The following is a 20,552-nucleotide window of genomic DNA, read 5'->3' on the forward strand; positions in this document are numbered from 1 at the left end:
GCTGCCCGGCACAGGGTCCGCGTCATCAGCCGGCCTTGCGCCGGCGCGATGCCGGCGTATCGGTTCCGGCTTCCGGTCGCGCGGCACGCCCGCTGCTGCGTTTTTTCGGCGCGGAGCGGGAATGCTGTGGTGGTGTCGCGCGACTCTCTTCGTCCACCGACTCGCCGTTGGTTTTCTGCGCCTTCTTGCCCAAGCTGCGCTTGAGGAGCTCTGCCAGATTGATGATCTCGGCCCCCTCCTCCGGCGCCTTTTCCACGGGGCCGACCGTCTCGAGTTTTCCCTGCTGGGCCTTGCGTTCGACAAGCGCCATGATCTTCTCGGTAAACTCCTCCCGGTATTGCGCCGGTTCCCAGTCCTCGCTCATTTCCTCAACGAGCCGTCGCGCCATGTCGAGTTCGCGTGCGCCGAAACGCGGGTCGATAGCGTCTTCTCCAAGATCGATCTCATCCACGGAGCGTACCTCGTTGCCCCAGCGCAGCGTATTGAGCACGAGCACGTCACCGAGAGGCACGACAACCGCCAGGTGTTGTTTGGTATGCATGACGACATTGGCCAGCGCGAGGCGCCCGGTTTCCTCAAGTGCTCGCCGGAGCAGCGCGTACGCCTTGCCGCCGCGCCGCTCGGGTGCCAGATAGTAGGGGGTGTCCAGGTAAAGCATCGGGATATCCTGCGCCTTGACGAACGCGACGATATCCACGGTTTGTGTGGACTCGGGATAGGCCGCTCGGATTTCCTCTTCGCTCAGGACAACGTAGCGGTCTTTCTCGAACTCGACGCCGCGCACGATGTTCTCGCTTTCGATTTCCTCGCCTGTCGCTTTGTTGATGCGCTTGTAGCCAACCGGGTCCAGCGTGCGCTTGTCGAGCCAATCAAAGTCGATGCCGCGCTGAACCGTCGCCGGCATCAGCGAAACCGGGATATGCACTAGCCCGAAGCTGACCGCGCCTTTCCAGATCGTGCGTGCCATCGGCCTCTTTCCGATTGTTGATGAAGCGTGTTGGCGGACAACGGGTCAGGTTGTCTACGTCCGCCGGCAGAACCAAACGCGATACCGTGATTGCGTAAGTTGTTGGGGCGGTGGCTCGGACACGGCCCGTTTTGGGCAGCGCGTGCGTGCCAAACCGCCCTTTGACATCCTTTCACTGTGCCGTCCTGCAGGAACGCAAGACATGACATCAACTGGCGTGCGGCAATCCTTCTTCACCGACGTGATTGCGCATGATGACGCGCCGATGTCGATAACCGCCGTCCAGTGCGCGTTTGCGCGTGCCATGGATACCCACGACGCCGCCCGCAGCGCCTGCGGCCAGCGAAAGCAAAATCACCAACGCAAGCCAGGCGCTGGCGGCGGAAGCGGCTTGTGCGGCCTGGTTGACGCCTTCAGGCGTGGCAGCGCCCGGCGTGCCACCACGGCCCATCATGGCCATGGCACGGTCAACCGCTCGGTCGGCCTGATCGGCACTCATGCCGAAACGGTCGCGCATCAGACGGGACGCGGCTCCGCGGTCGCCGCGTTCAATGCTCGCGAGCAACTCGGTCATCGTGGCGTTGGCGTCGCTATTCGCCGTGATGCTGCCGATGCCCAATCCCGCGGACGTCGCTGCCACGCCGAACATACTGCCCAGCGTATTGCCGGTGATCGTGGTAACGATAAATGCGTAGCAGATCATCGAAGCGCCCCACGAGGCAACGGCATGCAGCATCCCGTCCGCCGTGCGCCGCAGCCCCGAAGAACGCGCGGCGATGTAGCCGCCGATCGCCGCGGCGATGAACAGGCTGACCGAATTCCAGACCGCCGCGGCCACGGAAATGCTGCTTCCGTCCGGCCGCTCTCCGGAGCCGAACACCGCGAGGCCAGCCGCAACGCCGATCAGCATCAATAGAAGGTGGACACCCAGGCCTACCGCCAGACCGGCGATCACCGCGGCCCAGCGCACGCTGTACAACGGCGGGCTCTCCGGATCGAATCCCGTCGTTTCCACTGTTCTTTCCACGGTCCTTGTTTCCATGATCGTTCCTTTCAAAGTGATGAGAAAGCACGCCCGATTCGGGACACGTTTCAAGGCTTTCAGCATCAAGCAAATCGCGTTCCGGTGAACGTCGAGCCTCCATCACCGCCCGGCGAGCCACCCATGCTATTCAGATAGCCGTCACCGCATCACAGCTGGTCGAACAACGATCGCAGGCCTCGATGCACATCTCCATGTCGTTCAGCCCGCGGCAGCTTTGCGCGCAGAGTTTGCAGATCTCGGAACACGCCGCGCAAATCTGGCGATGTGGCGTAGCGCCGGTGATCATCACGTACGCGGCCGTGCGGCAGATCTCGGCGCATACCAGCATGGTGCGGATGTGTTCCGATGCAGCGTGCGCGCCGCCTTTCTGCAGGCAATGGCCGGTGGCCATATGCAGGCAGACACGATGACAATTGGTGCACTCGCGGATGCAGGTCTCGAGTTCGGGTGACAGCGCCATCTCAGCCATGGGGAATTCCTCCTTCATTGAGAAAAATTACGGGAACGAAAACACGCGCGACGTGCCCTCGCCCCGTCGTTGGCAAGCCGCATTCCAATCGGAAGGTAAGCACCAGCACGAGAACGGCCAATTTAATGCCGATAGCATCGCATCGACCCCGGCAGCAACGGTTTCTGGCGCTTGCGATACGCGCGGACAAGCCTTCCCCGGGCCTTTCCCGCCTTTGTAAATTTTTCACAAGACATAGTAATAACTACCGTGCCGACACGCGTCGACGGGGTCGGGTCGGTTTCAACTCACACCCATCTTTCTCGACGAACGGTCGAATATTCCGAGGTCTACGTGCGTTTCCCCTTTCGGGCCCGCCTTTTGCTTTTCACCCCGATGGAGCGGGTCCGCCCTTGTGTGGCCCGAGCTCGAAACTGTGTGAACAACGACCTGGAGGTTTCCAATGAAAACAATTCCTGCAACTTCCGCCCACAGAATCTACCTTTTCCTCGTCGCCGCCTTATGCGCCTTTTTTGTCGGGTGCGCGTCGACGTCGACACAGGAAGGAACCGGCGAATACGTCGACGACTCGGTCATCACGGCCAAGGTGAAATACGCCATCGCGCAAGATCCTGAATTGAAGGTCACCGAGATCAACGTCGAAACGTTCAAGGGCCGCGTGCAATTGAGCGGTTTCGTCAGTTCACCAAACCACATCGGCCGTGCCGTTGCCGTCGCCCGCGGCGTCAAGGGCGTGAAGTCGGTCGCCAACGATCTACGCATTAAATAGGCCTTCGCCTCCAGTAGGCGATCAGGCCATGGGTGGAGCCGGCGGCCGGTGCATTGGCCGCCACCGGCTCTCACCGTCTTTCGATTTGCCGGATCACATCGCCGGAGAAGGGTCTTCCTCTCCGGGAACATTTTGCTTCGGCCAAGTGCTTCACTCGGTTCGCCGACACGCTTCTCGGCAGCGCCCAGGTCAGTCTTCGTTCGTAAGAAAGCTGTGCGGCCCAATGGCTGCCGTCGTAGCACCCGCCGCCAGCCGCGGCAGGCGCGGAACACCGCAGGAAAACAGTCGCGTTCAAGAAAGCCAAGGTTTTGAGCGCTACCACGGACTACGAAAAAAAATGCCCTCTCATGTATCCCGATGCCTCGCCTATGCAATCCAATGCCTCCTGACTCTTCGCGGTTTCCGCCACGCCTTCGTCGCCTTGGCGGGAGTCTTGCTCATTTCGGGCGTCGGTTTTGCGCAGTCGTTCGGTATGCAGGACGTGGAACGGCGTGCGCGCGATCTTTCCAAGGCCACCTACGTAAAGCCGGACACGAATCTGCCGGCGGAACTGAAGCAGCTCAAGTTCGAGCAATACCAGAACATCCGCTACAAGCCCGACCAGATGCACTGGTACGGGCGCGGGATGCCGATCGAGCTCTCGTTCTTCCACCGTGGCGCCATGTACGACCAAGCCGTCAAGATCAATGAGGTGTCGAGCGACGGCGTGCAGGAGATTCGCTACCGGCCGGAAGCCTTCGATTTCGGGCCGAACAAGATCGACCCGGCCAAGCTCAAGGGTTTGGGTTTCGCCGGTTTCCGCGTGCACTTCCCGGTCAATGCACCGAAGGTCAAGGACGAGGTGTTGGTTTTCCTCGGCGCGACCTATTTCCGGGCATTGGGCAAAGACCAGGTTTACGGGCTCTCTGCGCGCGGTCTGGCGATCGATACCGCCGTGCTATCCGGCGAAGAGTTTCCCCGTTTCGTCGAATTCTGGGTCGTTCGTCCTTCCCTCAATGCCAAGGAGTTCACCTTCTACGCGCTGCTCGATTCGCCGCGCATGACGGGCGCCTATCGATTCATCCTTCGGCCGGGCGAGGACACCGCCGTCGAGGTACGGGCCCAACTCTTTCCACGCGACACGGTCGGCAAGCTCGGCATAGCGCCGTTGACGAGCATGTTCTTCTTCGGCGAAAACCAGCGCCCCGGGCAGGAAGACTATCGGCCTGAAGTACACGATTCCGATGGGCTATCGGTGAACGTCGGCAATGGCGAATGGCTCTGGCGCCCGCTGGTAAACCCCAAGCGCCTGCTCGTCACATCCTTCACCACGGCCAACGTGGGTGGGTTTGGGCTGCAACAGCGCGACCGGGACTTTTCGAACTACGAGGAACTGGCGACACGCTATGACAAGCGCCCAAGCGCCTGGGTCGAGCCGATGGGAAAATGGGGGCCGGGGCGTGTTGAGCTCGTTCAAATTCCCACGCCGGACGAGACGAACGACAACATCGTCGCATACTGGGTACCGGATAAGTCCCCCGGACCGGGCAAACCTTTCGAACTCCAGTACCGCATCTTCTGGCAAAAAAACAACGAGCAACGCCCGCCGATGATGTGGGTCGCCCAGACGCGACGCGGCCCCGATCATCTGCATCGCATTGAAAACAGCCTGACCTTCGCCGTCGACTTCGTCGGGACGGCGCCCCCGCCTCCGGCAAATGCCGAAGAAGGCCGCATTGCCGTCAGCAGCCATCTGGACAACGCGACGATGCTGCAAAGCCGCCTCGAACGTAACGAGGCAACCGACGGCTGGCGATTCACCATGGTCGTGCGCCGCACCGATCCCGCGAAGCCGGTGGAAATGCGCGCCAACCTGACCCGTGACAACAAGTCCATATCGGAAACATGGAGCTACATTCTTCCTCCCGAGTGAAACAGGGCGTCATGAACGTTCTTCGCTGCAAGGCGTACCTGGATCGCTTACCCATAACCTCGGAATGCCGCCGGGAACTGGAGGCGACCATCGGTCGCGTCGCGCCGGAGGACGCCATGGCGGCGCTGCACAGAGCGCTGGCATCGCGCTCGCGCGCGTGGTGGCGCAAAGCGTCCGGCACGCCGGGGCACGATGAAGGCGGGGAAGCCGCCGGCCCGCTCTCGACGGAGACCGAGGAAGCCGGGCCGCCGTCGCCGATCGAGCAGATCATCGGCGACGCGATCGAGAATCCCGCCGAAACCTCCGTCCCGGAACGTTTGGCCCTGGCCGCCGGCCTCGCCGCCTCGGGAATCGACCAATCGGGTGAAATCGGTGAAGCGGTCCCGCAGCTTGCAACGAACTCCGCCGTCAACGACCGCATCGCCGAACAGCTCTCGCGCCCGCGCTGTCCGCTGACCAGCCCGCCGATCCGGCGCACGTCCATGATGCCCAGGCGCTGGCCACCTCGTCTGTCATTCTGGTCGCGCAACGGCAAATCGCGCCCCGCCGCACCGCCGCCGCGGCAACGGCGGGAAGACGGTGCTCTGCGGCGGACGATCCTCACCGTCCTCACGCTAGGTCAAACGGTGCTCGCCACATGGTCGATGATGGCCGTGCTGCCGTACCACGGCACACGCCCCATGGAAGTCGCCATCCTCGTCCTCTTCGCCATTCTCTTCTTCTGGGTCTCGGCGGGGTTCTGGACGGCGATTATGGGGTTCGCCCTGCTGATCTCCGGCCACGACCATCACGCGATCTCGAACACGGCTTCGCCCGACGCGCCAATCGCCGACGATGCGCGGACGGCCATCGTCATGCCGATCTGCAACGAGGATGTCGATCGGGTGTTTGCCGGGCTGCGCGCGACGTACGCCTCGCTCGAACGGACCGGCGAACTTGGCCATTTCGATTTCTTCGTGCTCAGCGACAGCAGCAACCCCGACCTGCGTGTCGCCGAGATGGACGCCTGGCTGCGGTTGTGCGGCGAGTTCGGCGCCTTCGGCCGTGTTTTCTATCGCTGGCGGCGTCTGCGCCTCAAGCGCAAGAGCGGCAACCTGGCCGATTTCTGCCGCCGCTGGGGCAGCCAGTACCGCTATATGGTCGTGCTCGATGCCGACAGCGTGATGAGCGGCGAATGCCTCAAGCGCCTCATGCAGCTGATGGAGGCAAATCCGCGCGCCGGGATCATCCAGACTGCTCCCCACGCCTCCGGCCGCGAGACGCTGCACTCGCGCATTCAACAGTTCGCCAATCGCGTCTACGGCCCGCTATTCACCGCCGGCCTGCATTTCTGGCAACTCGGGGAAGCACATTATTGGGGGCACAACGCGATCATCCGCGTAGCGCCGTTCATCCGGCATTGCTCGCTAGGGCGGTTGAAGAAGCGCGGCCTGAACAATCTGGAAATCCTCTCGCACGACTTTGTCGAGGCGGCCCTGATGCGCCGGGCCGGCTGGTCGGTGTGGATCGCCTACGATCTGCCGGGCAGCCACGAGGAAATGCCGCCCAACCTCCTGGACGAATTGCAGCGCGACCGCCGCTGGTGTCAGGGGAACCTGATCAATTCGCGCCTGCTCCTCGCCGAGGGGCTGCATCCGGCGCATCGCGTGGTTTTCGCCACCGGCATCATGGCCTACGTTTCGGCACCGTTGTGGTTCCTTTTCCTGATGTTGTCGACGATGCTGTTGGCGATCCAGACGCTGGTTCCGCCGCAGTATTTCGTCATCCCCTATCAGCTCTTCCCTGTATGGCCCGAGTGGAACCACCAATGGGCGGTGATGTTGTTCACCGCCACGGCCGTCCTGCTCTTCGCACCTAAAATCCTCAGCGTGCTGCTCTTGTGGACGCACGACGCGCGCAACTTTGGCGGCCGCCTGCGTGTGGCGATAAGCGCTCTGACCGAAGCGATCTATTCCGCATTGCTGGCGCCGATCCGGATGCTGTTTCATACCCGGTTTGTGACCACAACGCTCGCCGGACTCGAAATCAAATGGACTTCACCGGCGCGCGAAAACGCCGAAACAACCTGGGGCGATGCGTTGCGCAAACATGGCTGGCATACCCTTTTTGGCGTGGTCTGGGCCGGCTTCGTGTATTGGCTCAACCCGGCATTCCTGTGGTGGCTACTACCGGTTGTCGGTGCCCTCATGGTCTCGATCCCGATCTCCGTGTGGTCGAGCCGCGTTTCGCTCGGACGGCATTTGCGTCGCCTGGGCCTATTCCTGATCCCCGAGGAGTCTGCACCGCCCTACGAACTCGTCCGCCTGCAGGAAGAGCAGGAAAAGTCGAACCCGAAGCGCGACTTCACTGCGGCTGTCGTCGACCCGGTAGTGAATGCCGCCGCCTGCGCCGCCAACGGCTTGAGCCGCACCCGCCCGGGCGCCTTCCAAGCCGCGCGCCGTGGGCTGGTCGAAAAGGCTCTGGCTGGCGGGCCGTACGCATTGACCAAGCAACAACAACTCGATCTGCTCGACGACCCCGTTTCGCTTTCCAGGCTGCACCTCCTGGTGTGGTCGTCGAGCCGCGCCCATCGGGCGTGGAACGAAGCCATAGGAGTAAGTGAATGCACAGACGCGATTTCCTGACCGCGTGGGCCGCTCTCGGGGCGGCCGGATTTGTCCAAAGCCCGCTAGCGGCTACCGTTTTCGATGCCGTTCCGCTTGGAAAGCCGCGCGCGTTCGACTTCGCCTGGCTGAAAGGCGAAGCCCGCTCGCGCGCCAGCCGTGCTTACCGCGAACCGGAGAACCACGTCCCTCCCGAGGTCAAGAAACTCGATTGGGACCAGTATCAAGCCATCCGCTTCCGCCCTGACCACGCGCTTTGGGCGCACGCCGATTCGCGTCTACGCTTGCAGTTCTTCCATTTGGGACTCTTTTACCAAACGCCCGTCCACCTGTACGAGGTATTCGAAGGCCAAGCACAGGAGATCGCCTACGATCCGGCCATGTTCGACTATGGCAAGAGCGGGCTGAGCGGCGGCAAGCTGATGGCCGACTTGGGTTTCGCCGGTTTCCGCCTGAGCTTCCACACCGACTGGCAACGCGATGTCGCCGCCTTCCTGGGAGCAAGTTATTTCCGTGCCGTCGGGGCCGAGATGCAGTACGGATTGTCCGCGCGTGGTCTGGCGATCGACTGCGGCATGGATCGGCCCGAAGAATTCCCGATGTTCACGGCGTTCTGGTTCGAGCGGCCGCAGCCGAACTCGGATCAGCTCACCGTGTACGCGCTGCTCGATTCGCCGAGCATCACTGGCGCCTACCGCTTCACGATCATTCCCGGCACGGTGCTGTTCATGGATGTCGACTCGGCGCTGTATCCGCGCAAATCGATCGAACGGCTCGGCGTCGCGCCGCTCACCAGCATGTTCCAGTACGGCGAGAACGACCGTCGCATGGCCACCGACTGGCGGCCGGAGATTCATGATTCCGACGGCCTTTCGCTATGGACCGGTGGCGGCGAATGGATATGGCGTCCGCTGACCAACCCGCCGTTCCTGCGTTTCAACGCCTACGCCGACGAGAACCCACGCGGTTTCGGCTTCCTGCAACGCGATCGGCAGTTCGATCATTACCAGGACGACGGCGTCTTCTACGAGCGCCGCCCCAGCCTGTGGATCGAACCGAAAGGTAATTGGGGGCGTGGCAGCGTGCATCTCGTCGAACTCGCGACAGCCGACGAGACGATGGACAACATGGTCGCCTACTGGAATCCCGCCGAGCCGCCGCAACCCGGCCAGGAGCTCCTCTTGGGTTACCGCATGTATTGGGGTGCCCAAATGCCGCATGCATCGCCCCTCGCCCAGGTGGTCGCCACGCGGACGGGGATTGGAGGCATCGTCGGCCAGAAGCGCACGCGATTCTCGTGGCGCTTCGCCGTCGACTTCGCCGGCGGGCCGTTGCAGATGCTCGGTCAGAACGCCCGCATCGAGCCCGTCATCACCGCGTCGCGAGGAACGATCGAGATTCCATCGGCGCGCCCCCTGCATTCGGTTCAAGGTTACCGCGCCATGTTCGATCTGCGCCCGGACGACGAGAAACCCGAGCCGATCAACCTCCGCCTCTACCTTCGTCTCGACGGGAAACCGTTGACGGAAACCTGGCTGTATCAATGGACGCCGCCTACTCCCGCCGAGCGCAAGACTTTCCTCTAGCCTGATGGCCCCAAGGGGCCTCAATTGGCCGATCGCCAACTGGCTCCCAGTGGGCGAATTCTGGTGGTTCTACGGAGCCGCGGCACGAACGCCATACCGCGCCGAATACCGCCCCACGGCTTGCTGCCGTGGCGTGGTGTACTACTATGAAATCAGGATTTCTCCCCAGGGAGAGCGGGAGCCGGCATTGAAGTCCCGGTAACCGGGGTGGCGACGAGGGTTCGTATCTTCCGGTTAAGAATATGGGGGGCGAACAACATGAAAACGTTATGCGTGTACCCGCGCCGATCGCGGGTGGGTCGTGACGTCCTGTATTTGGGCCTTTTTCTGTTGTCCATAGTGAGCGGCATCCAGGCTTCCTCGGGGGCATCGACCAGCCTCACGGCGGATGAGATGAAACAAGCGGTGTCCGCCGCAAAAGCGCGTGGTGCCCCCTGGGGCGGCCCGCGCACGGGACCGCCCGGCGAAGCGAACAAATCGATCGTCATTCTGGCCGAGGATCTCCGCAACGGCGGCATCCTCGGTGTGGCGCAAGGCGTGCAAGAAGCGGCGAAAACGCTCTCCTGGAAGGTTCGCGTATTCGATGCGGGAGGCACCGACACGGGACGCGACAAAGCGTCGGCCGACGCCTTCGCTATCCATCCCGACGGTGTGATTCTGATCGGCGCCGATGCCGAAGAAATGCGCGAGCGACTGGTACCCTTTGCCCGGCAGGGAACCCCCGTCGTCGGATGGCACGTCGGGCCACGTGCAGGGCCCATGGCGGGCAACCCGGTGGCACTGAACGTGTCGACCGACCCGCTGGAGGTGGCGCGGATTACCGCCATGGCGGCCATCACAGGCGCACGGACGACGCCTGGCATCGTGATTTTCACCGACTCGAATTTCGAGATCGCGATGGCCAAGGCCAACGCCATGGCGGAAATCGTCAGGGCTTGCAAGACCTGCATCTTGCTCGAGATACGTGATATCGCGATATCCGAATGTGCGGAAAAAATGTCCGGGGTAACGGAGGAGTTGGTGACCAGGCATGGGAAACGTTGGACGCATGCCCTCGCGATCAACGACATCTACTTCGACTACGCGGTACCGGCGTTGATCGCGCGCGGTTTTCCCGGCGATGCGATCCAGCTTCTTTCAGCAGGCGACGGCAGCACCTCGGCATTCTTGCGTATCCAGGCCGGCAGCTTTCAGACCGGCACGGTCGCCGAACCGCTCAATCTGCACGGCTGGCAACTCGTCGACGAACTCAATCGCCTGCTCGCGCACCAGCCGATCAACGGATACGTCGTACCTGTGCACCTGGTCTCCCCGGAAAACGCCAAGTTCGACGGGGGGGAACGGCTGCTTTACGATCCAGAGAACAACTACCGCGGAATCTATCGCGCCATCTGGCGCCGCTGACTCGCGTAGGGAAGATGACATGGGCTTTCGCGGCTGGCGAGGAACCGCATCACGTTGGTTGCCTCATTCGCTCTACTGGCAATTCGTGGCGATCATTTCGCTCCTCGCGGCGATTATCGTGCTCGGATTTCTCGTCGCTTTTGTGGCGTTGCGCAGCCAGACCGACGCCGCGCGGCAACTGGCCGAGGAACGCCTCGTGCGCGTGCAGGAAGCGCAGGACCTGGTTCAGGAGGCCTTGCTCATCGAACGGGAGTCGTACCGCCTGATTGCCGCCGGCTCGCCCGAAGCCTTGCGCATCGTCTACGGCGGAATCATCGACAAGCTGGCCCTCCTCGACCGCAAGGTGGCCAACCTGGCCGCCGCCAGCGACGACGTTTCCATCCTCCCGCTACACCAGACCGGACAAACATTCCGGAACACCTTGCATGTCGTCGCGGGATTGCAGGAAAAACTGGTCTATCCGGCGGCTACCGGACAACCGCCCGCCGATCTGACCGCGGAGCTGGAGAAACTGCGCCGCTTTCACAACGAATTGCAGAATCAGACGCTGGCGATGGTCTCCGCGTCGCAAGAACTTTCGTCGCGTATTACGAGCGATTATCGGGAGGACATCGGCGAACTGGCCGCCCGCTCGCAACAGCATCAGAGCCGCTTGGCGATCCTTTTCGGCGCCAGCCTGTTCTGCGCTTGGCTGATTACGCGTTTCTTCCTCGTCCGCCATGTGTTGCGACGCCTGAGCATCGTCAGCCGGCGATTACGCAGCGGCGAGAATATAACTGCAGTCGAGGCCACCGTTGCAGGGAATGACGAGATTGGCGAAATGGCCCACGCCGTCGACGAGTTTCTTGTCGACCGCCGAAAGCTCGCTGAAACGAATCAGGCGCTATCGGCGGAAAAGGCGCGCCAGGATCGCTTGATCAAGGAGTTGGCGCAGACGCAAAACCAACTCCGGCAATCCGAGAAGCTCGCGTCGATGGGGCAACTGGCGGCCGAAGCCGCGAACAAGGCCAAGAGCACATTCCTCGCCAACATGAGCCACGAGCTGCGCACACCGCTCAACGCGATCCTCGGCTTCTCCAACCTCATGCGAAACAACCCCGAGTTGCCATCCAGCCTGCGGGAAAACGTCGATATCATCAACAGAAGCGGCGAGCACCTGCTGAAGCTGATCAACGATGTGCTCGAGATCGCGAAAATCGAGGCGGGCAAGTTGCAGTTCGACGTGGCCCCGTTCGATTTGGGAAGCATGGTGCGCGACGTAATCGACATGATGCAGGTACGTGCCCGGCAAAAGGGTTTGCAGCTCCTCTTTGACATGACGTCCGAGTTCCCGCGCTTCATCCGTGGCGACGAAGCTCGCCTGCGCCAGATCCTCGTCAACCTGGTTGGCAACGCGATCAAATTCACCGAGCAAGGCGGCGCGACGATACGATTGGGCACGTCGCGGAATGGGCAACTGCAACTGCTCATCGAGGTCGAGGACTCCGGCCCCGGCATCAGCCCTGAGAACCTGAAACGGTTGTTCAAACCTTTCGTTCAATTGAAGGAAGGCGGCGAGCAACACGGGACGGGGCTCGGGCTGGCAATCACGAAACAGTTCGTTGACCTGATGGGCGGTACCCTCTCAGTCGAAAGCGTCGAGGGCAAGGGCTCGCTGTTCCGCGTCAGGTTGCCGGTCGAAACGGCAGGTCAGGAGGAGGTCCCAAAGCCCGAGACACTGAACCGCGTCCGCGTCGTTGGCCTCGCCCCCGAACAAGCGCACTACCGCATCCTCATTGCCGAAGACCAACCGGAAAACCGGCGCTTGCTGCATCAGCTCGTAGCAAACGTCGGTTTCGAAACGAGGCTTGCCGAAAACGGCGCCCAATGCATCGATGTCTTCCAGGATTGGCATCCCGACCTCATCCTAATGGACCGCCACATGCCGGTCATGAGCGGAGAGGAAGCGGCTCGCCGCATTCGGGCGCTTCCCGGCGGCGACACAGTCAAGATCGTGGCCGTCACCGCCTCGGCGTTCAGGGAACAGCAACAGGAGTTGCTCGCCGCCGGCGTGGACGACATCGTGCGCAAGCCCTACCGTTTCGAAGAAATCTACGAAAGCGTGGCTCGCCAACTTGGTGTGCAGTACGTTTACGAAGACCTGCAGGCTCCCTACGAACCCGCGGTGGCACTCACCCCGGCCATGATCGCCACGCTTCCGGAGAGCTTGCGCCTTGACCTGAAGAGCGCCTTGGAAAGTCTGGAACCTGAGCGGATCGCCGCGGTAATAGAACGCCTCGCGCCGTTCGAGGAGATTCAGAAAGCGCTGGCCCAACTCGCCGCCAACTACGACTACCCGGCCATTCTCAAGATGCTCTGAGTCGGGAGCTTGGCCCTCTGGTCGGCGGTGCACCTGCAGCAAAAAGTACGGCGGTGTAACACCGAAGATTTTTTGTTCTTCTGCGGAACCCCCGCGGCGTGAGCGGTCTCAGTGCAGTCAGACCGCCTTTCCGCAGCCTCCAAAAACTGAATCGGGCATGAGCGCGCACGGCGTTTGCTCTCCGTCGGCTTGGGCGGCACACCGCATTGAGCTGCCCGCATCCTCGCTGAAACCGAAAACCGATGAAGACACAAGAACGGGATCAACTGTTGCGGACTTTAGAGCAGCGATTCGCGAAAAACGCGGATCGGCACAAAGATCTAGCATGGGAGACGGTACTTGCCAGGATTGAGACGGCTCCCGCTGCGCTCGACGCTCTCGGTCAGATGGAGGCCACCGGTGGCGAACCGGATGTGATCGGCCAGGATAACGACACCGGCCAATTCGTTTTCTGCGACTGTTCCGCCGAGAGCCCCTCGGGCCGCAGGAGCCTTTGCTACGACGATGAAGCGTTGAACGTCCGAAAGGAAAATAAGCCACAGGGCAGCGCCGTACGCATGGCGTCCGCGATGGGCGTCGAACTGCTCTCGGAAGAACAGTACCGGGCCCTCCAGCAGCTCGGCGACTTTGATATGAAAACTTCAAGCTGGATCGCCACGCCCAAAGACACCCGCGCGCTCGGCGGCGCGCTCTTCGGCGATCGTCGTTATGGCAGAGTGTTCATTTACCACAACGGAGCGCAGTCCTACTACGCCGCCCGGGGTTTCCGCGCCCTGCTTCGTCTTTAGCCGGCGCGGCCCCGGTCAAAACACATCGAAGTCGGCTCACAAGGAACGGATGATGTAGCGCTCATCGCCGGCACGCTGGGAGAGACGACGATAGAACACATCGCCCCCCTTACCTCGCGCAATCGAGCCTAACCTATCAGCCCTTAGTCTTCGATGATGGCCATGCCGCGTCGCTTCAGGTTCTCCAGAGAATTCAACATCTCTTGTAACGTCTCCGGCGAGTGGCCCTCCCAGTGTTCGACGACCCCCACGATTTTGAGCGGCTCACGCGTGCGATACGAGCGAGTCGGATTTCCGCGGAATCTTTTGTTCGTCAAATTGGGGTCATCCTCGAATGGACCGGTTGGTTCGACGATGTAAATGTAGCCACGACCATCCATTCCACCTAACGCCGTCGCAAGCTCTGCTCCCCAGATCGCAGGCTCCAGAAGCTGTGAAAAATAGATGTGGTTGGAGATGCGCCCTTCTTCGAAATTCGAGCGCTGTCCCGAGGTCAGGAAATCACCTACCCGCACCTCGGATTTGGTGCCGTGATAGAACGGCCCCTTCACCTGCTCGCAATTGCGGTGCGAGACGGGAATCCATTCGTTATCGTTCATCTCAAACCTTATGCCCGCTTGGAAAACCAGCCGTGGATCAATCCAGCCTGGTAAAACAGCACCGGTTGGTCAAAGCCACCGCGCCTGATGATCGATGCCACCTTGGCAGGGGGCAGTACCGCCACGTCCTTGGCGTAGGCGGCTCTCATCTGTTCCAACCCAGGGGTTGGAATTCCCGCGGTCAGCATCATGCTCAGCCAGGTATTGAGAAGTGCCTCGTACTCGGGCGTAGCAATGTCAGAGGCCAGGTCCGAGCTTGCCAGTATTCCGCCGGGCCGCAACCTCGCCGCAATGGATCGAAAGAAATCTGATCGGGCATCCTCATCCAGAATGAACTGGGAGACGAGGAAACATGTAGCGGCATCGAACGTTTCCCGCCTATCAAGAGTATCCAGGTATCCCTCATGAAATTGGCACCGAGACGAAAAGCCGCCTCGTTCCGCTTTCTCCCGACAAACCTTGACCATCGCACCCGAGGGTTCGACGGCGGCAAACGTCCATTGAGGAAAACGCGTTGCGAGATACGCGATCTCCTCTCCCGTACCCACGCCAACGCAAAGAATGCGTGCATCGTCGGGCAGCCCGGCGAATACCGCCGTCAAAAGGAAATGCAACGCGTCCCGAATCGGCGCGGTCTTTTCCCATCGCTCGTCATAACCCGAAGCCTGTTGATCAAAGATGGCTTTGATTTCGTCGCTGCGCATGGCGGAATTCCCGTTGTTTCGACCTGACAGGGGACACAACCGAAAGGCCAAAGTTCTACAGGGGGTCGGCAGGCGCACCCACCGGAACCTGCACCTCGCCGTCGCCAAGAGAATTCTGGGATCGCGACGTCCTGCATCCCTTTTCCACGGGACGCCTATGGGATGGCGATACTGATGCCACCGTCGGCCAGGGCTGCGGCGCCAAACACGTAGCAGACCTGGCCGAGGGCCAGAAAGGCGACGCTTTCGGCAATCTCCTCGGGGTCCGCGTCACGATCGCAGGGCGCTTTTCTACCGTGCTCTGCAAGCAAGGCTACCGCGCGGATGGATGCCTCATGTTCAGTCATGAGGGTCCTCACGGGGTCTTTCGGGATTCAGTACGGACTCGCTGTAGGGCGGACGATCACTTCGCTCACATCCACGTCGTCCGGCTGCGCGACGGCATAGGCGATGGCGCGGGCCACCGCTTCGGGTGGCAAGGCGATCCGGCGGAAGTCGCGCATTGCCGCACGGGCCGTCTCGTCCGTGATGTGATCGGCAAGCTCCGACTCGACCACGCCCGGACTGATCACGGTGACGCGGATGACGTCCGTCTCCTGGCGCAGGCCGTCGGAGATTGCACGCACCGCATACTTGCTCGCGCAATACACCGCGGCGGTGGGCGATACGGCGTGCGCGCCGATCGAAGCCACGTTGACGATCTGGCCGCGCCCCTGCGCCTGCATGATGGGCAGGACGGCGGCGATACCGTGCAAGACGCCGCGCACATTGACGTCGAGCATCCGGTTCCATTCGTCGATCTTCAGCGCGGCCAGCGGCGACAGCGGCATGATCCCGGCGTTATTGATCAGCACGTCGACACGCCCGTGCCTTTCGCGCGCGAGTTCGGCCATTTTCTGCAGGTCTTCCAGGCGCGTCACGTCCAGTGCCAGCGAGTCGACGACGGCTCCTCGCGCTCGCAATTCGTCGCCGAGCGCCTGCAGGCGTTCCACGCGGCGCGCACCGATGACCAGCCGGTGGCCCGCGCCGGCAAGATGGCGTGCCGTGGCCTCGCCGATGCCGCTGCTTGCGCCGGTGAGCAGGATGACTTTTGGGGTATCCGATAGGGAGGTATGCATGTTTGTCAGCTCCTTCAGACGGCTCCGGGCAAGTCTCGAAACAATTTCGAAACCGTGCGGGGTCCGGACAAAACCGTTGAATGGAATGCTAAGCACGCGGTCGTATAGGAAATAGATACGTTCGTATGCGCGTATTGCCTATTCCTATTTTTTGAAAGCGCACCCTGCTCGCGCGGGGGCAAAGCCGCTTTTGAGGAACACAAGCCAGAGTATGGCCACGACCGTCGTATCCCAGCCATCGCAGATGGTTGCCTTGCTGAAGCACCTGGCCCCCCACGAGGGCTATACCCGCTCGCTGCTCGACGGGGTGCGCTTCATGCGCGCCGACAGGCCGCTCGGACGCACGCCCGTGTTCTACGAACCCAGCATCGTGATCGTCTGCCAAGGCCGTAAGCGCGGCTATCTGGGGGATCGGATCTATCGCTACGACGCGCAGCATTACCTGGTGCTGTCGGTGCCGCTCCCCTTCTCTACGGAGACCGAGGCCAGTCCCGAGGAGCCGCTGTTAGCGGTTGCCGTTCGCCTGGACATGACCGAAGTAGCCGCTCTCGTGATCGATTTGGACAACCACGAAGTGCGGCCCACGACCGCGCCCGAGGGAATCGTATCCACGCCGCTGGACGGTGCCCTGGCCGACACAACGCTTCGCCTGTTGCGCGCGCTTTCCTCACCGATTGACGCGAGAGTGCTGGGTCCCGGAATTGTCCGCGAGTTGTGTTTTCGCGTGTTGGTGGGCGAGCAAGGCGGTGCGATCCGCGCCGCCTTGGCCAGCCACGGCAACTTCGGGCGCGTGTCGCGCGCCCTTCGCCGCATCCACAGCGATTACGCCCTATCGCTGGACGTAGGGTCCTTGGCGCGCGAGGCGGGGCTCAGTGTTCCGGCCTTCCATGTTCACTTCAAGGCGGTTGCCCGGACCTCGCCGATCCAGTACATCAAGTCCGTCAGACTGCATCAGGCCCGTCTGCTGATGATCCGCGATTACCTCACGGCCGCCGCGGCCGGCGCGAGGGTCGGCTACGAAAGTCCGTCGCAGTTCAATCGCGAGTTCAAGCGTTTCTTCGGTCGCAGCCCGGGCGAGGAAACGCGGGAAATGAGAGAGGTTTTTTCCCTGCTCCCCGCCACGCAGTTGCAGGAGATTGCAGTGAGCCACTAAGGGTCTGCGGCCGGGGCTCGCCGCAAATGCGAGCACTCCGTTCAGCAGCCGAAACCGACGGCTAGCCGCTATGGCTTGCGTAACTTCACCGCCAAGGCCTTGGCGGTTTTCAGGAAAGCGCTCGCTGCCGGGCTGGCATGCTTGAGGCTATGCACGGCCAACCCGACGGACCGGCGGATGGCCGGTGCAAACGGCTTCTTTATGACGCCCGGACACATCGCCATCACCTGATCCGACAACGCAAGATCGGACATCATCGAAACGCCGTCGCCGTTTTCCACCGACTTGATGATGGTGATGATTTGCGAATAGCGATGCTTGATCGTCGGGCGCATGTTGGCGGCGGTCAGGATCTTTTCAGCGGGAGAAGGCCGCCCTTCAACGATTCTCATGATGTACGGCGACTCGCACAACTCGGGAAGGCTCACGGCCTTTTTCTTCGCCAGAGGATGATTGGCGGGAATCAATGCGACGAACTGGTCCTGTACCAACGGCATGGTATCGAGTCGCTCTTCGGGAAGAACGACAAAGCCGACGTCAACCCGGCGTTCCATGATCCAGTCCACTACGTCGTCGTCATCGGCCTCATCGACGATAACATCGATTTCCGGGAAGTCCTTCTGGAACTGGCCGAGAATTCTCGGCAGCAGCCACAATGACGACGACGGTCCGAACGAGCCGACGCGCAGGACGCCGCGGCTCAGCCCCCGAACGGCCGCCACCTCTTGACGAATGGCCTCGGAAACGCCGAGCAACTCCCTAACGCGGATCAGGATATTCCGCCCAATTTCGGTGACCTCGATGTTCGACTGTTTGCGCGAGAGCAACGTCACGCCCCATTCCTTCTCCAGCAATCCGAGGGCGTGCGACACCGCCGACTGGCTGATTCCGAGCTGCTCCGCCGCAGCGGTAAAACCGCCCAGCTCGGCAACCTTGGCAAAAATCTCGAGTTGGGTGAAGGTCATTCTTTCCGTTTCCTTTTATGAGCTTTTACTCATTTTTCTATGAGTTCACATTAGCAATAGGATATCACCGTGCGATGCAGAAAACACTCCGTATCTCACGCCGGTCGGGATTCCCGATTCGGCATCTACACCTCTGGAAAGGAAAGTCATGACCACGCTCAATCAAAATTCAACGGCTCACAAAGCGGGCTCGTTCCACTTCAACATCTACGCCGGAGTATCGGCGTTCGGCTATGTCGTAGCGATGGCAATCTGCGCCCTGAATGGCGACTTCTCAGCCATTCCAGCGCTGCTGTTCCTCGCAGTGATCACGGCGGTGACGTTCAGCATTACCCCACCGAAAACGGCCCTCTCAAGAAACAAGCGGGTGGTGGAAACAAACAAGCCGCGCTACTTCATGCCATTGCTGCACCCTCACTGCCTGGGACAATGAAATCCACTAAAGCACGTCGAACCATCGGGCAGGTCGCCCGTGCGTATGGCGCCTGCCTTACGGTGGAGGTTCTGGAGAGCGCGGAAGGGTTCTATATTGGCACCCGTGAAGACGACCTGCCGTTTTCGCGCGAGTCCGTCGAGTACTACCCCAGCCGCGCTGTCGCTGAGCGTGCGCTACATGGAGGAACATGGACCCAGCGCCGGTTGACGGCACCGGGAGGCGCGTTTCAAGCCATGGCGGCATGATGCGCTGACTCTTGTTCTCGGCGAACCAAAACTGCTCTCAAGGTGCAGCTTTTCCTGGTACAAAGGAAGCCGCACGCATCTGCTGCCCGCGCCTTCCCTTCTTAGCACGAGGATCAGTTCATGGTTCCCTTACCCGACCTTCTTCTATTTGCCGGCGCGGCCCTGCTGATGGTGCTTACCCCTGGGCCAAACATGATCTACCTCATCTCGCGTTCCATTTGCCAGGGGAAGCAAGCTGGGGTGATCTCGTTGCTAGGTGTAATTGCCGGTTTCCTGGTCCACATGCTTGCAGCGGCTCTGGGAATCACCGCGTTATTCATGACGGTGCCTTTGGCCTACGAGATTCTCAAATGGGCAGGCGCTGCCTATCTTCTCTACCTTGCCTGGCAAGCCGTTAGGCCGGGCTCCAAGTCCCCGTTCGAAGCGAGGGACCTGCCCGTCGATACGCCCCGAAAGCTATTTGCCATGGGCTTCGTGACCAATTTGTTGAACCCGAAGATCGCCGTTTTTTACCTCTCGATCCTCCCGCAATTCATCTCGCCGGAGAATGGGGAGATGTTCAGTCAGAGTATCGAACTCGGGCTGACTCAGATCGTGATCAGTTTCTCGGTCAACCTCACTATTACGCTCTCGGCAGCAAAACTGGCCGCCTGGTTCAGCAACAACCCGCGATGGTTGGCCACACAGCGGTACGTTATGGGGACCGTATTGGCTACGTTAGCGATAAGGCTCGCCAGAGAGTAAGTCAGGTCACCGGAATGGTCGGCGAGAGCGTTCCCGGCGCGCGCCGAATGGACAGCATCGATCAAACGACGCGCCGGCTCACGTGCGCCAGCTTTGCCCAAGCGTGCCAGCAGGAATCCCAACCGCCATGCGTTTCCTTGCTCACACCTTATTCCGCTTTTGCGTCGGCACCATGCTCGGACAATTGAGCGCCAAACCAGCGATGGATGGCCGTCAGCAAGAGAAGATCGCGCGTCTCGAATGTGATCCGCCCGCCTGTTGGGATCGAGTCATAAGCCACTTTGATATGGCGCGCACCGCCTCGAAGCTCCTTTAGGCCCGGCATCCCGGCGCCGTGAAGCGTTGCTGGATCGGCATAGTTTCCACGCTGGAATTGTGCTGCTTCGTGCTGCAGATGCATCTGAATCATTTTGATCTGATCTGCCGCTTGCGGATCTTTCGACACAACCGTTTGAACGCCTCCCGATTCAGTCATCTTGAACACGTGGAGCGTCTTCGACACATCGAATGGCATCACTTCGTGCGCCATTGAATGCACATGCTCTTGCGTCGTAGTCTCCGCGGCGAAAGAAGCGCCCGCGAAAAAGGCGAAAAGGGAGATGAATACGCCAGTTATGCAAACGGGTCTCGGGTTGTACGTCATTCCAACGCTCCATCTTGAACGGCCGTTCTATCGCAACAGCGCA

Annotated in this window: 20 protein-coding genes; 11 read left to right on the plus strand and 9 right to left on the minus strand. The window is 61.2% G+C overall.

What is annotated here, in order from left to right; genetic code table 11:
* Positions 1 to 25: 25 nt before the first annotated feature.
* The 3 genes from ku to NZ453_RS06300 all read right to left on the minus strand — a co-directional run bounded on the left by ku (position 26) and on the right by NZ453_RS06300 (position 2,481).
* Complete coding sequence (gene ku, locus NZ453_RS06290) at positions 26 to 967, minus strand: non-homologous end joining protein Ku (protein WP_263769602.1); 942 nt, start codon at positions 965 to 967, stop codon at positions 26 to 28.
* A gap of 208 nt (positions 968 to 1,175) precedes the next feature.
* Positions 1,176 to 2,009, minus strand: coding sequence for a hypothetical protein (locus tag NZ453_RS06295; protein WP_263769604.1), 834 nt, complete (start codon positions 2,007 to 2,009; stop codon positions 1,176 to 1,178).
* Between the two features lie 130 nt (positions 2,010 to 2,139).
* Positions 2,140 to 2,481: a four-helix bundle copper-binding protein gene (locus NZ453_RS06300; RefSeq protein WP_263769605.1), complete on the minus strand. Its 342-nt coding sequence runs from the start codon at positions 2,479 to 2,481 to the stop codon at positions 2,140 to 2,142.
* Between the two features lie 442 nt (positions 2,482 to 2,923).
* Between NZ453_RS06300 and NZ453_RS06305 the strand changes: the two genes are divergently transcribed.
* The 7 genes from NZ453_RS06305 (at position 2,924) to NZ453_RS06335 (ending at position 13,902) form a co-directional block, all read left to right on the plus strand.
* The gene (locus tag NZ453_RS06305; protein WP_263769606.1) at positions 2,924 to 3,250 is read left to right on the plus strand and encodes a BON domain-containing protein; all 327 of its coding nucleotides are present in this window, start codon (positions 2,924 to 2,926) and stop codon (positions 3,248 to 3,250) included.
* Between the two features lie 337 nt (positions 3,251 to 3,587).
* Positions 3,588 to 5,162 (plus strand): glucan biosynthesis protein G, encoded by a 1,575-nt coding sequence (locus NZ453_RS06310; RefSeq protein ID WP_263769607.1) that lies wholly within the window; start codon positions 3,588 to 3,590, stop codon positions 5,160 to 5,162.
* An 11-nt stretch (positions 5,163 to 5,173) separates the two neighbouring features.
* The gene (gene mdoH / locus NZ453_RS06315) at positions 5,174 to 7,786 is read left to right on the plus strand and encodes a glucans biosynthesis glucosyltransferase MdoH (protein ID WP_263769608.1); all 2,613 of its coding nucleotides are present in this window, start codon (positions 5,174 to 5,176) and stop codon (positions 7,784 to 7,786) included.
* The gene (locus tag NZ453_RS06320) at positions 7,765 to 9,351 is read left to right on the plus strand and encodes an OpgD/OpgG family glucan biosynthesis protein (RefSeq protein WP_263769609.1); all 1,587 of its coding nucleotides are present in this window, start codon (positions 7,765 to 7,767) and stop codon (positions 9,349 to 9,351) included. The genes mdoH and NZ453_RS06320 overlap by 22 nt, the downstream gene beginning before the upstream one ends.
* Positions 9,352 to 9,609: 258 nt before the next feature.
* Positions 9,610 to 10,755, plus strand: a complete 1,146-nt coding sequence (locus NZ453_RS06325; protein WP_263769611.1) for a substrate-binding domain-containing protein — start codon at positions 9,610 to 9,612, stop codon at positions 10,753 to 10,755.
* A gap of 58 nt (positions 10,756 to 10,813) precedes the next feature.
* Complete coding sequence (locus NZ453_RS06330; protein WP_263769613.1) at positions 10,814 to 13,114, plus strand: ATP-binding protein; 2,301 nt, start codon at positions 10,814 to 10,816, stop codon at positions 13,112 to 13,114.
* 242 nt (positions 13,115 to 13,356) lie between these two features.
* Entirely contained in the window at positions 13,357 to 13,902 is a 546-nt protein-coding gene (locus NZ453_RS06335) for a DUF4256 domain-containing protein (RefSeq protein ID WP_263769614.1), read from the plus strand.
* 143 nt (positions 13,903 to 14,045) lie between these two features.
* Here the strand turns inward: NZ453_RS06335 and arr are convergent, their stop codons facing one another.
* From arr to NZ453_RS06355, 4 genes are all read right to left on the minus strand, one after another.
* Positions 14,046 to 14,501 (minus strand): NAD(+)--rifampin ADP-ribosyltransferase, encoded by a 456-nt coding sequence (gene arr / locus NZ453_RS06340; RefSeq protein WP_263769615.1) that lies wholly within the window; start codon positions 14,499 to 14,501, stop codon positions 14,046 to 14,048.
* Between the two features lie 8 nt (positions 14,502 to 14,509).
* Complete coding sequence (locus NZ453_RS06345; RefSeq protein WP_263769616.1) at positions 14,510 to 15,283, minus strand: class I SAM-dependent methyltransferase; 774 nt, start codon at positions 15,281 to 15,283, stop codon at positions 14,510 to 14,512.
* Between the two features lie 77 nt (positions 15,284 to 15,360).
* Positions 15,361 to 15,552 (minus strand): SDR family oxidoreductase, encoded by a 192-nt coding sequence (locus tag NZ453_RS06350; RefSeq protein ID WP_420851605.1) that lies wholly within the window; start codon positions 15,550 to 15,552, stop codon positions 15,361 to 15,363.
* 27 nt (positions 15,553 to 15,579) lie between these two features.
* Positions 15,580 to 16,323, minus strand: coding sequence for an SDR family oxidoreductase (locus tag NZ453_RS06355; protein WP_263769618.1), 744 nt, complete (start codon positions 16,321 to 16,323; stop codon positions 15,580 to 15,582).
* A gap of 211 nt (positions 16,324 to 16,534) precedes the next feature.
* Between NZ453_RS06355 and NZ453_RS06360 the strand changes: the two genes are divergently transcribed.
* Entirely contained in the window at positions 16,535 to 17,476 is a 942-nt protein-coding gene (locus tag NZ453_RS06360; protein ID WP_263769619.1) for an AraC family transcriptional regulator, read from the plus strand.
* 68 nt (positions 17,477 to 17,544) lie between these two features.
* Here the strand turns inward: NZ453_RS06360 and NZ453_RS06365 are convergent, their stop codons facing one another.
* Positions 17,545 to 18,441 carry a LysR family transcriptional regulator gene (locus NZ453_RS06365; RefSeq protein ID WP_263769621.1) on the minus strand — a complete coding sequence of 299 codons (897 nt, stop codon included), beginning with the start codon at positions 18,439 to 18,441 and terminating at the stop codon, positions 17,545 to 17,547.
* A 148-nt stretch (positions 18,442 to 18,589) separates the two neighbouring features.
* Here NZ453_RS06365 and NZ453_RS06370 point away from each other — a divergent pair, with 148 nt between their 5' ends.
* From NZ453_RS06370 to NZ453_RS06380, 3 genes are all read left to right on the plus strand, one after another.
* A complete protein-coding gene (locus tag NZ453_RS06370; RefSeq protein ID WP_263769622.1) occupies positions 18,590 to 18,874 on the plus strand; it encodes a hypothetical protein in 285 nt (94 codons plus the stop codon).
* Positions 18,871 to 19,122, plus strand: a complete 252-nt coding sequence (locus NZ453_RS06375; protein ID WP_263769623.1) for a hypothetical protein — start codon at positions 18,871 to 18,873, stop codon at positions 19,120 to 19,122. Before NZ453_RS06370 ends, NZ453_RS06375 begins: the two co-directional genes overlap by 4 nt.
* 120 nt (positions 19,123 to 19,242) lie before the next feature.
* On the plus strand, positions 19,243 to 19,866 hold the full coding sequence (locus tag NZ453_RS06380; RefSeq protein WP_263769624.1) for a LysE family translocator: 624 nt from the start codon (positions 19,243 to 19,245) through the stop codon (positions 19,864 to 19,866).
* A gap of 148 nt (positions 19,867 to 20,014) precedes the next feature.
* Here NZ453_RS06380 and NZ453_RS06385 read toward each other — a convergent pair whose 3' ends face one another.
* Complete coding sequence (locus tag NZ453_RS06385) at positions 20,015 to 20,509, minus strand: hypothetical protein (protein WP_263769626.1); 495 nt, start codon at positions 20,507 to 20,509, stop codon at positions 20,015 to 20,017.
* Positions 20,510 to 20,552 lie beyond the last annotated feature (43 nt).

Source organism: Propionivibrio soli (genome assembly GCF_025770765.1).
Taxonomy (GTDB): Bacteria; Pseudomonadota; Gammaproteobacteria; order Burkholderiales; family Rhodocyclaceae; genus Propionivibrio; species Propionivibrio soli.

Bases quoted from the DNA above. Each gene is read 5' to 3' on its own strand.
- NZ453_RS06370 (WP_263769622.1), top strand. From the start codon at position 18,590: ATGACCACGCTCAATCAAAATTCAACGGCTCACAAAGCGGGCTCGTTC.
- arr (WP_263769615.1), bottom strand. From the start codon at position 14,501: ATGAACGATAACGAATGGATTCCCGTCTCGCACCGCAATTGCGAGCAG.
- NZ453_RS06320 (WP_263769609.1), top strand. From the start codon at position 7,765: ATGCACAGACGCGATTTCCTGACCGCGTGGGCCGCTCTCGGGGCGGCC.
- mdoH (WP_263769608.1), top strand. From the start codon at position 5,174: ATGAACGTTCTTCGCTGCAAGGCGTACCTGGATCGCTTACCCATAACC.
- NZ453_RS06325 (WP_263769611.1), top strand. From the start codon at position 9,610: ATGAAAACGTTATGCGTGTACCCGCGCCGATCGCGGGTGGGTCGTGAC.
- NZ453_RS06350 (WP_420851605.1), bottom strand. From the start codon at position 15,552: ATGACTGAACATGAGGCATCCATCCGCGCGGTAGCCTTGCTTGCAGAG.
- NZ453_RS06310 (WP_263769607.1), top strand. From the start codon at position 3,588: ATGCCCTCTCATGTATCCCGATGCCTCGCCTATGCAATCCAATGCCTC.
- NZ453_RS06295 (WP_263769604.1), bottom strand. From the start codon at position 2,009: ATGGAAACAAGGACCGTGGAAAGAACAGTGGAAACGACGGGATTCGAT.
- NZ453_RS06305 (WP_263769606.1), top strand. From the start codon at position 2,924: ATGAAAACAATTCCTGCAACTTCCGCCCACAGAATCTACCTTTTCCTC.
- NZ453_RS06385 (WP_263769626.1), bottom strand. From the start codon at position 20,509: ATGACGTACAACCCGAGACCCGTTTGCATAACTGGCGTATTCATCTCC.
- NZ453_RS06335 (WP_263769614.1), top strand. From the start codon at position 13,357: ATGAAGACACAAGAACGGGATCAACTGTTGCGGACTTTAGAGCAGCGA.
- ku (WP_263769602.1), bottom strand. From the start codon at position 967: ATGGCACGCACGATCTGGAAAGGCGCGGTCAGCTTCGGGCTAGTGCAT.
- NZ453_RS06300 (WP_263769605.1), bottom strand. From the start codon at position 2,481: ATGGCTGAGATGGCGCTGTCACCCGAACTCGAGACCTGCATCCGCGAG.
- NZ453_RS06360 (WP_263769619.1), top strand. From the start codon at position 16,535: ATGGCCACGACCGTCGTATCCCAGCCATCGCAGATGGTTGCCTTGCTG.
- NZ453_RS06365 (WP_263769621.1), bottom strand. From the start codon at position 18,441: ATGACCTTCACCCAACTCGAGATTTTTGCCAAGGTTGCCGAGCTGGGC.
- NZ453_RS06380 (WP_263769624.1), top strand. From the start codon at position 19,243: ATGGTTCCCTTACCCGACCTTCTTCTATTTGCCGGCGCGGCCCTGCTG.
- NZ453_RS06375 (WP_263769623.1), top strand. From the start codon at position 18,871: ATGAAATCCACTAAAGCACGTCGAACCATCGGGCAGGTCGCCCGTGCG.
- NZ453_RS06355 (WP_263769618.1), bottom strand. From the start codon at position 16,323: ATGCATACCTCCCTATCGGATACCCCAAAAGTCATCCTGCTCACCGGC.